Origin of the sequence: Paenibacillus sp. FSL H3-0321, assembly GCF_038002865.1 — a bacterium.
Taxonomy (GTDB): domain Bacteria; phylum Bacillota; class Bacilli; order Paenibacillales; family Paenibacillaceae; genus Paenibacillus_AQ.
The window spans coordinates 2,112,841-2,128,253 of the sequence record NZ_JBBODH010000001.1; the positions used below are offsets into that span (position 1 = coordinate 2,112,841).

At 47.2% G+C, this 15,413-nt stretch carries 15 protein-coding genes; 1 reads left to right on the forward strand and 14 read right to left on the reverse strand.

From position 1 onward, the window contains the following. Window positions 1-208: 208 nt before the first annotated feature. The 11 genes from MHI45_RS09330 to MHI45_RS09380 form a co-directional block, all read right to left on the reverse strand. The gene (locus MHI45_RS09330) at window positions 209-2,284 is read right to left on the reverse strand and encodes a cellulase family glycosylhydrolase (protein WP_445667517.1); all 2,076 of its coding nucleotides are present in this window, start codon (window positions 2,282-2,284) and stop codon (window positions 209-211) included. A gap of 405 nt (window positions 2,285-2,689) precedes the next feature. Further along, complete coding sequence (locus MHI45_RS09335; protein WP_341118996.1) at window positions 2,690-3,826, reverse strand: amidohydrolase; 1,137 nt, start codon at window positions 3,824-3,826, stop codon at window positions 2,690-2,692. A 31-nt stretch (window positions 3,827-3,857) separates the two neighbouring features. Further along, window positions 3,858-4,310: a MarR family transcriptional regulator gene (locus tag MHI45_RS09340; protein WP_341118997.1), complete on the reverse strand. Its 453-nt coding sequence runs from the start codon at window positions 4,308-4,310 to the stop codon at window positions 3,858-3,860. A gap of 136 nt (window positions 4,311-4,446) precedes the next feature. Next, entirely contained in the window at window positions 4,447-5,139 is a 693-nt protein-coding gene (locus MHI45_RS09345) for an SDR family oxidoreductase (RefSeq protein WP_341118998.1), read from the reverse strand. A gap of 38 nt (window positions 5,140-5,177) precedes the next feature. After that, a complete protein-coding gene (locus tag MHI45_RS09350) occupies window positions 5,178-5,954 on the reverse strand; it encodes an ABC transporter ATP-binding protein (protein ID WP_076114370.1) in 777 nt (258 codons plus the stop codon). Between the two features lie 20 nt (window positions 5,955-5,974). Continuing rightward, window positions 5,975-6,931: an ABC transporter substrate-binding protein gene (locus MHI45_RS09355; RefSeq protein WP_341118999.1), complete on the reverse strand. Its 957-nt coding sequence runs from the start codon at window positions 6,929-6,931 to the stop codon at window positions 5,975-5,977. Window positions 6,932-7,136: 205 nt separating this feature from the next. Then, window positions 7,137-7,940 carry an ABC transporter permease gene (locus MHI45_RS09360; protein ID WP_076114372.1) on the reverse strand — a complete coding sequence of 268 codons (804 nt, stop codon included), beginning with the start codon at window positions 7,938-7,940 and terminating at the stop codon, window positions 7,137-7,139. Between the two features lie 54 nt (window positions 7,941-7,994). Continuing rightward, window positions 7,995-8,816 (reverse strand): VOC family protein, encoded by an 822-nt coding sequence (locus MHI45_RS09365; RefSeq protein WP_341119000.1) that lies wholly within the window; start codon window positions 8,814-8,816, stop codon window positions 7,995-7,997. Window positions 8,817-8,849: 33 nt separating this feature from the next. Next, window positions 8,850-9,830, reverse strand: coding sequence for a zinc-binding dehydrogenase (locus tag MHI45_RS09370; RefSeq protein ID WP_076114374.1), 981 nt, complete (start codon window positions 9,828-9,830; stop codon window positions 8,850-8,852). 16 nt (window positions 9,831-9,846) lie between these two features. Further along, window positions 9,847-11,385 (reverse strand): class I adenylate-forming enzyme family protein, encoded by a 1,539-nt coding sequence (locus MHI45_RS09375; RefSeq protein WP_341119001.1) that lies wholly within the window; start codon window positions 11,383-11,385, stop codon window positions 9,847-9,849. A 40-nt stretch (window positions 11,386-11,425) separates the two neighbouring features. Beyond that, window positions 11,426-11,833: a PaaI family thioesterase gene (locus MHI45_RS09380; RefSeq protein ID WP_341119002.1), complete on the reverse strand. Its 408-nt coding sequence runs from the start codon at window positions 11,831-11,833 to the stop codon at window positions 11,426-11,428. 191 nt (window positions 11,834-12,024) lie between these two features. Between MHI45_RS09380 and MHI45_RS09385 the strand changes: the two genes are divergently transcribed. Next, a complete protein-coding gene (locus MHI45_RS09385) occupies window positions 12,025-12,996 on the forward strand; it encodes an MBL fold metallo-hydrolase (RefSeq protein ID WP_341119003.1) in 972 nt (323 codons plus the stop codon). Between the two features lie 111 nt (window positions 12,997-13,107). Here MHI45_RS09385 and MHI45_RS09390 read toward each other — a convergent pair whose 3' ends face one another. The 3 genes from MHI45_RS09390 to MHI45_RS09400 all read right to left on the reverse strand — a co-directional run bounded on the left by MHI45_RS09390 (window position 13,108) and on the right by MHI45_RS09400 (window position 15,255). Then, window positions 13,108-13,755, reverse strand: a complete 648-nt coding sequence (locus MHI45_RS09390; protein WP_341119004.1) for a hypothetical protein — start codon at window positions 13,753-13,755, stop codon at window positions 13,108-13,110. Beyond that, complete coding sequence (locus MHI45_RS09395) at window positions 13,745-14,383, reverse strand: RNA polymerase sigma factor (RefSeq protein ID WP_341119005.1); 639 nt, start codon at window positions 14,381-14,383, stop codon at window positions 13,745-13,747. Before MHI45_RS09395 ends, MHI45_RS09390 begins: the two co-directional genes overlap by 11 nt. Before the next feature lie 68 nt (window positions 14,384-14,451). Continuing rightward, complete coding sequence (locus tag MHI45_RS09400; protein ID WP_341119006.1) at window positions 14,452-15,255, reverse strand: protease inhibitor I42 family protein; 804 nt, start codon at window positions 15,253-15,255, stop codon at window positions 14,452-14,454. Window positions 15,256-15,413: the final 158 nt, after the last annotated feature.

The window sequence follows — 15,413 nt, forward strand, 5'->3', positions numbered from 1 at the left end:
CAAACCTTAATTTTAAAGTCACAGCTTTAGCATGATCTAGACATAACATCCGCTATTTAAGAAACAAAGCCTCCAAGTTGAGCTTGGAGGCTTTGTTTTTTTGCTGTTTAGAAATTCAACTCAAAGTCTTTAATAAGGAGTGTTCCCGCAGATGCGGTGATGTACCGGACAAATTCGAAGGTGTGGTCAGCGCCTGATTGTCCGAGGTTCATTGAAATACTGTGCTCAGCTTCGAAGTTGCTTTAATTCCGTTTGGACCGTTAATGATGGCGTTCCCTTGCTCTGTATAGCTGGTTCCTGCCCAATCATGTGACATATCCAGATACTCCAGCCCGGTACCATTTCCTTTCCACGACCATCCGATATAGCCGACACCCTTTTGCTGGGAATAACTCATAATCGTCGCTTCATCAACATCTCCGTTAGTATGTTTTATTCCGAATTCACCGATAACAAGAGCCAAGTTTTTATTCAATACATTGTCTATATTACTCTTAACCGTCGCAGCATTTCCTCCGGCGTATTCATACATATGGATCGAGAACATCGTATTTTTCAACGGATCTGCATTAAACACCTGTGTTCCATAATCAACTATGGATTGCGGATATTGCCCCCATCCCGCTCCGTCAACCATGATGGTATTTTTGATTCCGGCATTTCTAAGCTTTGGTATTACAGAAGTATACCCTTTGGCCCAGTTTGCGCCATCCCATGTGCCGTACCACTCATTTGCTATGTTGAGGATGACGGTTTTTTCTTTTCCGATGAGTGCACTTTTCATTTCAATCCAGTAATTCGCTATATTATCAAGTACTGCTTCACTATCCGAGCCAGTTCCATCATGGACTTCGACGACTACCACTAATTTATTCTGTTCGCACAAGGTGATGAGATTTTGTAGGGCTGCCAGACTGTCTTTCGACCATTGCTGCCCGTCTGAAAGGACAATTCTAACGGTATTTGCGCCTGTCTGGGCAATTGCAGGAATGGCAACGGACTCCTGACCTTTGTACCAAGTGTAAGCATGGTTAATCCCTCTCATAACAAATGGCTTTCCGTTTGCATCATATAAAGTTGTTCCGTTAATATAGAATCCCTGGGTGGTGGCAGTTGCACTGGTTGTTACACTCAGAGCCGTGCTTGCTGCCGATATATTATTTGCTGCGTCCTTTGCCTTTACCGTGAAGCTGTATGCTGTATTTGCAGTCAAGCCGGTTACGGTATAGCTTGTTGTTGTGCTAGATCCGGCCAGAGCCGTTCCATTGTATATGTCGTACCCTGTTACGCCTACGTTGTCTGTGGATGCTGCCCAAGCAAGGCTTACGCTTGTTGCCGTTTTTGAGGAACTTATAAGATTTGTTGGTGTGGTTGGTGCTGAGGTATCTGAGGTCGTTGTAATCTGCGTAAATTTCCATTTCTGTTGCGCATTTCCGTTATCTGTCCACTGCTGCACATTAGCTCCATCTGCAGATGAGCCTCCTGCTACATCCAAGGCTTTACCGCTGCTTTTGGAGATTAATTTGTAGTACCCGCTACCTGCATCAATAATTGCCCACTTCTGAGTGACTGCACCGTTGTCCGTCCACTGCTGCACATTGGCTCCATCGGCCGAAGGGCCTGCGGCATCCAATGCCTTGCCGCTGGACTCAGCAATCAATTTATAGGCTCCGCCGCCAACGTCAATGACTTTCCACTTTTGCTGGGAGTTTCCATTATCTGTCCACTGCTGTACATTAGCACCGTCTGAAGTAGCGCCTCCTGCTACATCCAGGTTTTTGCCGCTATGTTGTGCTGAAAGCTTATACACCGCACCAGAAATAATTCCATTATCCACGGGTCCGCTATCCGAATACACTTCAAAATCCCATAGAGAATACCCGTATTCGGTTGCCCTTTGCGTTCCATACATTCTTACATATCTTGCACTTTGGGTTGCAAATGAAATCGTATCGACTCCACCGTCTCCTGTTGTAGTGGAAAACACTGTAGTCCAGTTGCTGTTATCTGTGGATAGCTGAATCTGGTAAGCTTTTGCGTAGGCAGCCTCCCAGTTCAGCATTACACCATTCACATTGATTGCGCTTCCAAAATCAATGCTAATCCATTGAGGATCAGAATAACTGGAGGACCACCTTGTTGAAGCGTTTCCATCAATAGCCATATCCGGTGTTTTTGTTGAATCTTCACTTGAACTTGCAGTTGCAGTTTTGTTGAGTGCGATGTTTGTTTCTGCATTTGCCTGAATTGGTGCTACCATCCCCATAAGCAAACCAAACATCATAACAAAAGCTAAAATTTTCTTCAAGCAACATTCCTCCCATTAATTAATAAATTTTTAATTTCGTTACATCTTTCACTTAAATTGGCACTAAAATATAAAAAACATCCTCCTCCTTCCTCGTTATTCACAAATTGAAAGCGCTCTCTTATTTAAAAAGAGCTCTAGATGCAATGATCTAATGGTTCCCACAACATATTTGGCACACCATTAAATCAATGGTTATGAGGCCCGTTGTTTCCAGCAGCCTTCTAACCATTACAGAATATTACTTTGTTAGCATAATCGTCAATGGTTTCAATAACACAATTTAAAATATTATTTCGAACGATTTTACGACAAAAACAGCATAGAAGCAGAGCTTCCACGCTGTTTTTGTTTGAATTTCATAGAATCAACTTTCGTATATTATTTACTCAATTCTTTCAGAGCTTGCACGCTCAGGGCAGCAAAATATTCTGCTGCAGGAAGCAGCAAGGTCTCGTCGGGCGCAAACTTTGGATGATGAAGATTATACGATGCTCCTGATCCGATCATAACGAAGGCTCCAGGAATCGTTTGCAGGTAAAAAGAGAAATCCTCCCCGCCCATCTGGGGGCCTATCTCAAGCACCCGATACCCTTGCTCTTCAGCCACCACACTCATGAATTCAGACCATCTGGAATCATTTATCGTTGCAGGCGGCCCAGGATACCAGTGCAATTGCACTTCGGCCCCGGCTGCAGCAGCCAACCCCTGAAGAATCTGATCCATTCTGCGGGGGATCTCCTGCTGAACCGATGTATTTAAAGTCCGAACCGTCCCTTCAAGCACCACGCTTTCCGGAAGCACATTCCATGTATTTCCCCCGCTAATCCGCGTTATGCTCACTACTACAGATTCAAGTGCACTAATAGACCGGCTGCTAATGGTCTGCAAAGCCAGCACAATTTGTGAGGCCAGTACAATTGAATCTGTCCCTTTCTCCGGTGACGCAGCATGAGCTCCCGTTCCCTTGATCGTGATTTCAAACCGGTCTACACCTGCAGTAATTGCGCCAGCCCTCGTTCCCAATTCGCCTACCGCAAGTTCAGGCCAGTTGTGCAAGCCGAAGATTGCCTCAACACCTTCGAGACCTCCCGATTCTATGATCTGCTTGGCCCCATGCCCGGTCTCTTCCGCAGGCTGAAAGAGGATGCGTACAGTTCCAGGCAACTCTTCCTCCCGCTCTTTAAGACTATAAGCGGCCCCCAGAATTACTGCTGTATGTACATCATGTCCGCAAGCATGCATTTTGCCAGCCACTTGGGAGCTATAGGACAGCCCCGTCTCTTCCTGTATCGGCAGAGCGTCAATGTCTGCACGAATGGCAATGATAGGTGCTTGTCCCGTGCCGATCTGCGCGACAAGTCCTGTTCGCAGTAGAGGCGTATCCAGGACATGGATTCCCGCCTCTTCCAACCAACTCTTCAGCTTGCCTGTTGTCGAATATTCTTCATTGGATAACTCCGGATTTTCATGCAAATCATGACGAATTCCCTGCAATTTCTGCTCCAAATTCTTCAACGCATTTCCTCCTAATGTCTACGAGATAGCCTTATTCCAGATAACGTCCCATTTCTTCCGTATACATATGGATGAACCTAAGGATGATTTTCTGCTCTTCAGGAGAGTAATTGTCAAATTCTCTATCGATATCCGAACTTCTCGTCTCATGTAACTTATAGTGGCCTTCAAAGGCGCCTTGTCCCAGTTCAGTCAGCCTGAAATACACTTCCTTCTTGTTCCCTTCAACCTGATACTTCGAAACAAGACCTTTGGCTTCCAGCTTGGTCAATAATTTGGAAGTAGTTCCTTTGGTAATATTAAGCACATTTGAGATTTCAGTTAATTTACAATCTGGATGGTGACCAATGGCTTCAATCATATGAATTTCGGATAAATACAAGACGACTCCGGGACTATACTCTCTCGGCCTCTTGTTCAGTGTATTATAGACCTCGAACATACGGACCAAGGAGCGGTCCAGCTCAACATGAAATTTCTCCAATCTTTAACGCTCCTCTTGAAATTTTGTTTTCTTACGAAACAATTTCATACTATACGTACTCCACAGGATTCGTCAAACAAAAATTCCAATCTCATGTTGATAGCTGGATCGCGGTATTCTTTATCTTTTCGTAGGCTCAGTAAGTGTCACCCAGCATAGGACGAATACTGATCTCTTCGACGACTGCCTGCGGGCTGAGCTCAAGCATCGTTTCGACGAGCTTGGCTATATCTTCCGAGGCAAGGAATCTGTCCTCCGCAATACCTTCTCCCGGTACTCTTCTTTCAGTAAATGTCGCCCCAGGATGAATGAGAGTCACCCCTACGCCAGACACTTTCAGTTCTTCTCTCAGGCCACGGGCGTAATTGCTCAAGGCTGCTTTGGATATAGCATAGAAAGAGCTGTCCGGACGGAGAGCCGCTGTTGATCCTATGAAAAATATACGCGGGTAGCTTCCTGCCTTAACTGCTGGAAGAAAAGCCTTGACCAAAGCTACATTCGCCAGCAGATTTACCCGCAATATACGATCCAGCTCTTCCACATCAGGCTCAATCACCGAACGGCTTGCATCATAGAATGCCGCAGCATTAAGCACCAGCACATCCGGCGAGAATGCTTGTTCTTTGGCATATTGGACCAGTTGGCTGATCGAGGACAGGTCCCCGGCATCTGCAGCCAAATACAACGCATCCTCAGGGAGCAGTGCTGCCGCAGATTCGAGATGGCCTTCGTCACGCCCGGATAGGAGCAGCCGATGCCCGCCTGCGCCAAGCTTCCGGCTGATTGCAAGTCCAATTCCTCGGCTTCCCCCGGTAATCAATATATTCATCCTGTCACCTCCTTGGCTATTTGTTGAGATGTGATCTGCTAAATGAAATACTCGGTCTGATCCGCGGGGGGATTATTGATACTGATATAGATCTTTTCCACAATGTTCAGAATCTCGGCATCGTTTCTGTTGCGCGGTCTTTCAAAGGGAACATCGAAGATCTGATGGATGCGTCCTGGACGAGGGCTGAGCAGGACGATGCGTGTTGCCAAATATACGGCTTCAGCCACATCATGAGTAATGAAGAACACCGTCTTCTTCTCCTGTTGCCAGATCCGTATAATCTCATCCTGCAGTGTTAACCGCGTCAGGTGATCGACAGCACTGAAGGGTTCATCCATCAAAATCACTTGCGGATCAGCTACCAGCGTCCGGGCTAAGCCGGCCCGCTGGCGCATACCTCCGGATAATTGATGAGGATATTTATCCGCAAAGCCGCTTAGCCCTACAAGATCAATCGTGCGTTCCGCCCGCCCGCGCCGCTCTGAACGGGGAACCCCTGCAATCTCCAGCCCGAATTCGATATTTCGGCGGATAGTGCGCCAAGGAAATAGAGCGGAGTCCTGAAATACAACTCCGATATCTCTGCTCGTTCCAGCCTGCACCTTGCCATCCAAAATGATCTCACCGCTGGATTGATTAAGCAGGCCCGCCACGATTTCGAGCAGCGTGCTCTTCCCGCAACCGCTTGGCCCAAGCACGCAGACGAACTCGCCATCACTCACCTTAAGATTTATATTTTTGAGCGCTAAAGTCTGCTCATCATCCACACTGGAGTATTCCTTGTTGATGTTACGGAGTTCAATAGTAGGCATAAGCGCTCCTCCCTGCGTGCTTATTGTTTAGCATATTTTCCAAGCAGCAGTATCTTCGCAACCTTATCGGCGAATGTATTATCTACAACACCGTCAACAGAGATCGCTTCACGCTGCATGCCATATTTGGTTAGCAGATCTTCTGTAACCTGAAGACGCTTCGTATCGACGATCGGGTTATTTTCCCACAATATGATCTCGGAATTAATGGCCTTCTTAATCGTTTCTTCATCCTGATTCAAATATTCAGCTGCCCAAGGATAGAATTCATCCAGATGAGTCTTGGCATATTCATTCGCATAAAAGTAGACTTCAAGCAGGCGTTCAACGACCTCTGGCTGTTCATCAATCAACTTCTGGCTGGCTACAAGCACGCCTGTCTGATATTCGGGAACAAACTCCCAGGTTTTCGCAAGAACATGTCCAGTCCCTTCTTGTTCAGCCAGCGTGGCGAACGGCTGGTGAATGATCGTAGCGTCAACTTCGCCCTTCACAAAGGATGCGTAGGCTTCCTGATAAAAGCTGTTCGCCGCATATTCTACATCCTTTTTGTAATCAATGCCGTTCTGGCTAAGAACCTCCTTGAGCGTCAAAGGCATACCGCCTGTGGCTTGACCGGTTCCAATGGTCTTGCCTTTCAGATCTGCCCAAGTCTTAATCTCCGGTTTGGCAATAATCCAGTAGGCCCCCCGGCTTCTCCACATATTGCTGACGATTTTCATCTTAACGCCATTAGCGATGGCAGGAATATAAGTACCCGGGTCACCATCGGCAATGTCTACCTCGCCCGCGCCGAATGCCGCTACAGGATTGGGAATATCCACAATATCAAGATCTATGCCGGCATCAGAATACCAGCCTTTCGCTATTGCAAATTGATTGGCTATCCCGGTCATCCCTTTGGCGAAGCCGGCATTGATTTTGACACGCTCATTGTCGCGGCCCTGCCAGGGAGGTACTCCGTCGGCTGGATTCAAGGACACAGTCTCCTTATTGCCTGTATTCGATGAGGAATCTGCAGAGGTATTACTGGAGGTATTACTGGAATTATTAGTAGATTTATTGCTTGTAGTATTGGATGCAGAGTTAGAACCGCACGCTGCCAAGAGGAGCGATAGGATAAGAATAATGGATAAAAGGCTGAATGTTTTATTAGGCTTCTTCATATGGTTCGCACCTACTCTATTTAGATTGATGTGGGCTCGTAATCCAGCGGCGGCAAGTGATCCGCTCGACAAGATTGACGATGTTCACGAATAAGACGGACAAAATTGTTACGATGATAATAACCAGGTAAAGCCTGGGAGTATTAAGTACGGCTTGAGACTCATTCAACATAAATCCTAATCCGCCCTTGGAGGCAGCCATCTCTGCAAAGACAACGCCGGTAATCGCTGTGGCCGCCGTGATCCGCAGCCCGTTGAAAATGCTTGGCAGTGCCGATGGCAGAAGCACCTTGAATACCGTCTGAGCTCTGCTTGCCTTGAAGACCCTGGCTAGTTTGATATGATCGTTCCGGGTCTGTTTGGCACCTGTAACGGTGTTGTAGAGAATATTGAAAAAACAGAAGAGAATGACGAGCACAACCTTACTCGTAAACCCGATCCCAAACCAGACGATAAGCAGCGGCATAATCGCTGTCTTCGGGATAGCCATTACTGAGGCTACCAGCGGATCTATCAGCTTCTCCAATGTCGGGAACGACACGAAGAGCACACCGAGTCCGATTCCGGCAACGACAGATATCGAGTAACCTACTGTAACCTCCTTCAGACTAAGGATCAGATGCGGCCACAGTGTATTTTCTTGAATCGTATAGACAAGCTCATTCCAAATTTGGGTTGGTGAAGCCAGGAAAACTCGACTCACCCAGCCTTTGGATACTGCGAGCTCCATCCACCCCAGCAGCAGTATTACAAATGCGACCTGTACAATAATAATCCAAAGAGGTTTTTGCCCCGTTCGGCCTTTCCTCTCTTTGGCCATACAGTAACCTCCCCTTCTATGCCAGTTTTGTCAGTTGATGTTTGACAGGCAGCCTTAGTTCAAGTGATATAGTGAACCCAGAATCTTTACATATTGCTCCTGACTTCCGGGTTCTCCAGAGCTCAATCTTACAAGGAACGGCCGCTGTCCACGGGACTTTAAGGCTTCTGAAGCCGGACCTTCTTCCACTGGCTCCACAAAGCTGAGTAAAGTTCCGTGCAGATCCAGAGTCTGCCGATTGCCCCGCAATATAGGATCATAGGTAACTTCACCCGCGTGGACGCGGAACCATTTCGCCCATTTTTCAACGGTCTCCTGCAGACGACTCACGGTAAACCCGACCTCTCTAAGCTGGAGAAGTCCACGTTCATGCGGAAGGATTACTCCGGCCTCCTGCAGTTCCAGCTTCCGCTCCGGGTCTTCTCCTTCCCACTGGATGAAGAAGGGCAGCGGAAGTCCGTGTTCAACGCCGGCTTCTCCTGCGAATAACAGCTTCCACTTTACCAGCGTACCGTCCGGTCTTCTGCGGCTGCATGCCTCCGGCCCGAATACCTCTAGACCTTGACTGCGCAGATGCGCTGCAAGACCTTCAATATCATGGGTACGAAGTGCGATCCTGCTCAGCCCTTCCTGAAATCCATCTTTGGCCAACGTCTCAATCAAACCATAACGGCTTGTCCGGTCTCCAAGCGGAAGCAGACTGTGATCGAATACACCGATCCACTCGATATAGCTTAGATCGAAATAGCTGAGTGCATTATATGTCCCAATCTGTTCATGTCTCCCGCCATGTATGGCATGGATACCGTAAGGTTTCAACTCTTCAAATACCTGTTCCGGCTGATTTACATAATGAACAATATGATCAAACTTCAATGTGAATCCGATAATGTCCGCCTCCCTTATTCCTTATGGCTTGATAATGATTTTCCCGAAGAATTCACGTTCTTCAATGATGCGGTGAGCTTCCCTGATTTCCTCCAGCGGCAACACTCTGTCAATAATCGGCTTCAGCTTGCGGCTTTGCACAAGCTCAAGCAAAGTGATCAGATCGCCCGCTTCCCAGCCATTGGAACCGATAATTGTAATTTCACGCACCCATACATATCTCAGATCCGTCACCGCTTCATAGCCAGTCGTTGCACCGCAAGTTAGAATTCTTCCCTTGACGGCAGTCGCCTTGATGCTTTGCGGCCAGGTTGCCTTACCAGTATAGTCAACGACGACATCCGCTCCTTTTTTGCCGGTGTAGTTCCAGACTTCTTTCGAGAAATCCGTTGTATTGTAGTTAATGACCAGATCCGCACCAAGCTCCTTAAGCTTCTCCAGCTTGTCATCCGATCCGGCTGCAGCAATGACTTTGGCACCGGCCAGCTTAGCGATAAGCACGGCCGCATTCCCTACGCCGCCGCTAGCACCGAGAATCAGGATCGTCTCATTGGCTTGCAGCTTGCCGCGGGTGATCAGCATTCTCCAGGCTGTTCCGTAAGCAATCGGAAGAGCCGCGGCTTCCTCGAAGGAGATCTCATCAGGCAGCGGAATCAGATTCTGCGCCGGAACCTTTACATACTCGGCAAGTCCGCCTGTCAGGTCTTCCCCCAGTGCTCCATGACCCGGGATGGATGGATCAATGAGAACCCGGTCACCAGGCTTGGCATTTAGAACTCCTTCTCCTACCTGTTCCACAATTCCAGAGATGTCCCCGCCAGAGATATGCGGCAGAGGGAGCTTTCTCCCCGGAATTCCCCGCCGTACGAAAATATCAAGATGGTTCAGGGAGACAGCTTCAACCTTAACGACAACTTCCTTCGGCCCGGCTTCAGGCTTCGGATACTCTCCCACAACAACATTATTTCGATCTCCGTGTTCAAGAATAAGTGCAGCTCTCATTGGATATCTTCTCCTCTTAAATTATATTTTGCGTGACTTGCTCTTTTAATCGCGTTCGGTCAAGCTTGCCAGGTCCGGTAAGCGGCAAGGCATCCACGAAGATGACTTTGCGGGGATGAGCGTAAGCGGGACCGTTATGAATAAAGAACTGCTTCACTTCATCCTCTTTTAACTCACCGCCCTTGCCTGTCACAATGACGGCTACAGGAACCTCACCCTTCACTTCATGAGGAATAGGCAGGACACAGACATCCTCAATCAAAGGATGCTTCAGGAGAATGTTCTCCACCTCTTTGGGATAGACGTTCTCTCCTCCCACATTCATCATGTCGTCCTTACGTCCAACAATATAAATGAATCCATCTTCATCCCTGCAAGCTGCATCGCCTGTCTTCAACCAGCCGTCCGGCGTAATCCTGCGGGCAGTGACCTCCGGGAGATTCCAATACCCGTCAGCTACGCCCGGGTTATTCACCCAAAGCTCACCGGTTACATTCGGACCGACCTCGTTCTCTTGTTCATCCACAATTCGAATCTTACAACCCGGCACAGGAATACCTGCAGAGCCTATCCGCTGAATACCTTCCCGGGATTCCAGTACGACAGGCCCCCCTTCAGTAAGCCCATATCCTTCATACATTGGAATTCCTAAGAGCTGCTGCACCTCTTCTAACAGCTCGCTAGGCGTATCGGAGGAACCGCATATGCCAAAACGTAAGGATGTAAGATCGAACCCCGGATGTTCTTTCAGATAACTTACTATCATTCGATATAAAGCGGGTACACCCGTCATATATGTACAGCGGTGAGTCTCAATGGCTTTCACGATCTGCTCTGGATCCGCTTTTGGGAGTACGACGGCTGATGCCCCGAGATAGAAAATGGTCTTCATCGTCGTCATTGCATTTTTGTGATAGAGAGGCAGAGAGATGATCACCCGCGTCTCATCCGTTAAACCTCTTAGCTGCGAGGTAGACTGAACGTTCCATAGCTGCCCCCGGTGAGTTAGCCTGCATCCTTTGGGATTCCCGGTTGAACCGGATGTATAGGGGAGGAAGCAGATCGCTCTCTCCTCTGACGGGTACAGCTCCAAACTTTCGGACTGCTGAGGAAGCAACTCATCGTAGGACAGTGCAACGGGAGTTGCTTGTTCATTCACGCTAGCACAGCGTACCAGTATAGAAGCTTCACTGATCTGCTGCACAGCCTGTGCCTTCTCATTCAGTTCATCGTGAAAAATTAGAACCCGGCTTCCGCTGTTGCGGTACACATAAGCTAACGTCTCCGCACCCAGCTTGGCATTCATCGGCACCGGAATAGCTCCGATCGACATCAGCCCGAAGCAAATTTCCAGGAACCGGTAATCATTAGTGAACAATATGCTGACACGGTCTTGCGGATGAACACCCAGGTTTAGAAAGAGGTTCCCCGCTTGATTCACACGCCGGGCCAGCTCTGAATAATTCAATGTAATCTGGGGCGTGATCAAGGCAATCTTTGAAGGATAACGTGCAGCAGATTCTTGAATGATGCTCGCAAAATTATACGTACTCATAACACCTCCCTTTCTAGAGCTGACCTCCAAATATATACGGTTACTGCTTCGAGCTAAACAATCCCCGGCCGACAGCAACTTCCTTGCCTGTATGGTCTGTTACCGAAATATCTGCCAGACTAACCGTTCTCCCTAATTTGACCAGATTGGCCTTGGCACGCAGAACACCAGGCGCTGCCGGCCTCAAATAGTCAATCCGCAAATCAATAGTAGGCGTAGGCAGATTCACCTTGCGATGTACCGCAAAGTATCCGGCGATGTCGATCAGCGTTGCAATGATCCCGCCGTGAATATATTCAGCGTCCCCTGTAACAAACAGATTGTTGTCAGGTAGTAAAATCGTAATGGACTCTTCATTTAGTTCTTCAACTTGAACATCCAAAAAGCGGTGATATGCCGAGCTTCTAAGCAAGGTTTCAATCTGCTCCCGGTTGATTACATCCTTCATGCTGTGTCACCTCCTTTTTGTTTGCCAACGAAACATTTTTAATCATACTAAACCGCTATGATTAATTTGTCAACACAATTGTGAATAAACAATTTTAAATTAAAAACGTTGACACTACCGCATTTCTCGATAATAGTTCAAACTAATTTTTATAATTCCGATAAACCGGATTAATTTAAAAGGAGATACTAATGAATCCTTTAGAGCTGCGCATACACAAAGTGAGGTTGCCTCTGCCCCTGCGTCTCAATCATGTGAATAGTTATCTTATAGAAGATGAAGAAGGATGGAGCGTGATCGATCCTGGTTTAGCTACAGACAATACCTTAACGGTCTGGACTGAAGCTTTGCAGCGTTATGATCTGACTTTCGGGGACATCAGAAGGATTATCGTGACTCATTACCACCCGGACCATTACGGTCTTGCGGGGATGTTTCAGCAGTGGACGGATGCCGCTGTTTACAGCAGCAAGGAGACTTTTGACTGGGCAGACCGCACCTATCATAGTGAATCTATCAGGAAATCCGCCCAATTCAGCCGAAAATGCGGTGTTCCTGCTTCGCTTGTTGCCCAAATGACTGAACACAATGAAGAACTGTTTACTTGGGTGAAGCCGATCGAAGGGGCCAAAGTGCTCTTGGAGCCAGAGGAGGACATTCAACTAGGCGGAACGCAATTTCAAGTGAAGTTTGGTAACGGTCATGCTGAAGGGAGTGTTGGCTTTCTCCACCAGGCCAGCGGATTGTTCATAGGCGGTGACCTTCTGCTTGAGAAAATCACACCTAATATTACGTATGATTACAGTACCGGCTCAGACCCCTTGCAGGATTATTTTGATACCCTAAAAAAGCTGCAAACCTTACATATACAAACTGTCCTTCCCGGGCACGGCGAAGCATTTGAGTTGTCCGAATCGTTCATCGACCGCGTAATTGAGCATCATCTTGAACGTCTTCAGGAGATCCGGTCCATATGGAAACATTCCAACGCTGGAGAACTCACCCCTTATGAGATCAGCACCCGTTTATTCCCCAAGGTGGCCGATCCTGCCTCCGTAAGTTTTGCGCTTGGGGAGACGGTTGCGCACTTGCGATATTTACAGAAGAGGGATGAGCTTGTCCTTAGAGAGCGGGACGAATCTTTGTTTTGTGTCTTGCTTTGAAAGTGTTCTTTCTGTAAGTGGTATTCTGAACTTAAAAAAGATCGCATGACCCTCATTACTTCATGAGAGCCTTGCGATCTTCCTTGTTCTTTTCTAAGCTGGTTTAAGGAACTACTGTACGGACTGTACCGTAAGCATCAAATCTTTTTCACTGATTCCTTTCTCTGTACTCAGGCAATACGAGAATCCGTTAGATTGCCAAATCGCCAGTTCATACTTACCACCGTTTCCTTTAATCGTCACTCTTTCGTCTTTTGATGAAATAGTTTTTGTATCACTGTATTGCTTAAAGTCGCCGCTAATATCGTTATTGCCCGGCGACATTCTAAACATCAGGCTGTTATCGGCACCGCTGTAATGAATTTGTGCCATTTCTCCGGATACGGATGAGTAGTCTGTCTGGCCCACCTGAAATGGAATTTGTGCGACCTCCTTCACTTCAAAGCCAATACCTGCGGCAAGCTCCTGCACTGACGGGTATTCGGTTATGTCGGGCGCTCCCAATACCGGGCCGGTCACCTGATCTATGGGTTGAACGGTTTCACTCTGATTTATATTTTGTGTCGTCACAAACACACCGGTCAATAACAACAGAAAGCAGACAGCGATATACATGACCCTTTTGTTATGTCTGAACAGTTGCTGAAGCCGATAGCCTTTTGGGGCCAAATCCGCCCGGCGAATGTTGTCTATGATCCGCTCCTGCATGTCGGACGTCACCGTAACTCTGCTCATGATCTCATTATATTTATTCGGCAAAGTCATATTCCTCCTTCAAAATGATCTTGAGCTTTACCCTGGCACGGTGAAGGAGCGAACGAATCGTGGATTCCTTTTTAGCCAATAGCTCCGCAATTTGTGCAGTCGAACATCCCTCATGATAAAACAGATGCAAAACTTCGGAATACATGACCGGCAAGCCGCTCACCGCCTCCCATACAAACTGCAGATCCAGTTCCCCGGCAGAAATCACTTCTTCATTAAGTTCAGTGGTATCACACCTCTTGTTATAACTGATTTTATTTTTGCTGAGATTAATCGCTACCCTTAGCAGCCATGCTTTTTCATGTGCAGTATTTTCAATACGGGGCGCTGCCTTTAGATACTGGATTAAGGTATCCTGCAGCACATCTTCGGCGTCAGCAAGACTGTGCAGATACGAATAGGCCATCCGCAAAATGGAGGTTCCATAGTCACCTAGAAGCTGCTCCGCCTTTATATTCATTTCTACCCGTTGCTGGAATCTATCCAGAACAACCGATTGCCCGTGGCCAGGCTCCACCTTTAGAGCCGGTCGCCAAATCAGTGCCAGCCTGTTGTATAAATAGATAATATATCGTATTAACCGGTGTAACAGGTTGTGGTTCCCCTGTTCAATTGTAAGCAAATCAAGACCTCCCAAACATCATGCATCCACACCTATACCATGGTTTCTTTTACAGGCAAATAGGCATATTAGTTTACTTTCACGGTATATGTCACTGTTTGTGCAGGTTTTTGTTCCTTCTCCCAGGACTGGATATAAGTAAACTTCAATGTATATGTGCCAGCTTTTTTCGCTTTAAATGTCCATATCTTCTCACCCGGCGCTCCATCAACATTAATTGGGGCCGGAAATTTGTTTTCTTCAGCAATCAGGTTAACCGCATTGCTGTTGATATCGTAGCTCCAGGAGTATCCAGTAGTCGTATTCTCTTCCAGCTTCACATGAAATGGTTGACCGGCCTTCACAGTATTCACTTTTCCCGTTTTCAAAACGGCCAACGGCTGTTGTTTTGCCGCTTTGCTGCCGTTGGCGCCTTGCTTGTTCACCTGAATGGTATAATTCACCGTTTGCGCAGGTTTCTGATCCTTCTCCCACGCCTGAGTGTACGTAAACTTCAACGTATACGTGCCTGCTTTTGTTGCTTTAAATGTCCAGGTTTTTTGGCTTGCAGCACCCACCATTGGGGGATCTGTCTGTTCGGGATATTTACTTTTTTCGGCAATAAGCTCAAGTGTATCGCCATCTGCGGCATAACTCCAGGAGTAACCGGTAGATGCATTTTCCTCCAGCGTAATCTCAAACGTTTCGCCTGCCGCCACTTTTTTCACATGCCCGCTCTCTTGTGCAGATTTGTTTGATTTGTTTACTTTAACGTTGTCCACTACTTTCACCGGTGAAATATTTGCAAAAGCCTTTCCTGCCAAGCTCATACTGCCTGCCGACAGACAACTTGCCAGACAGGCCGCTGTGATCATCGATTTTGTAATTTTCATAATAAAACCCTCCATTTGCGTTTTTGGTTGCTTTCAGGTGCCTTTTCACTATATATACAAATTACAAAGTGGAATTGTTGCAAGCTGTTAAATTTTTGTCCGACTTGTAAGCAAGGCTATCATCTGAGATAAACAAAAAAGCCCTGATATGGCTTTTA

Bases quoted from the DNA above. Each gene is read 5' to 3' on its own strand.
- MHI45_RS09330 (WP_445667517.1), bottom strand. From the start codon at position 2,284: ATGATGTTTGGTTTGCTTATGGGGATGGTAGCACCAATTCAGGCAAAT.
- MHI45_RS09370 (WP_076114374.1), bottom strand. From the start codon at position 9,830: ATGAGAGCTGCACTTATTCTTGAACACGGAGATCGAAATAATGTTGTT.
- MHI45_RS09400 (WP_341119006.1), bottom strand. From the start codon at position 15,255: ATGAAAATTACAAAATCGATGATCACAGCGGCCTGTCTGGCAAGTTGT.
- MHI45_RS09350 (WP_076114370.1), bottom strand. From the start codon at position 5,954: ATGCCTACTATTGAACTCCGTAACATCAACAAGGAATACTCCAGTGTG.
- MHI45_RS09385 (WP_341119003.1), top strand. From the start codon at position 12,025: ATGAATCCTTTAGAGCTGCGCATACACAAAGTGAGGTTGCCTCTGCCC.
- MHI45_RS09360 (WP_076114372.1), bottom strand. From the start codon at position 7,940: ATGGCCAAAGAGAGGAAAGGCCGAACGGGGCAAAAACCTCTTTGGATT.
- MHI45_RS09375 (WP_341119001.1), bottom strand. From the start codon at position 11,385: ATGAGTACGTATAATTTTGCGAGCATCATTCAAGAATCTGCTGCACGT.
- MHI45_RS09380 (WP_341119002.1), bottom strand. From the start codon at position 11,833: ATGAAGGATGTAATCAACCGGGAGCAGATTGAAACCTTGCTTAGAAGC.
- MHI45_RS09345 (WP_341118998.1), bottom strand. From the start codon at position 5,139: ATGAATATATTGATTACCGGGGGAAGCCGAGGAATTGGACTTGCAATC.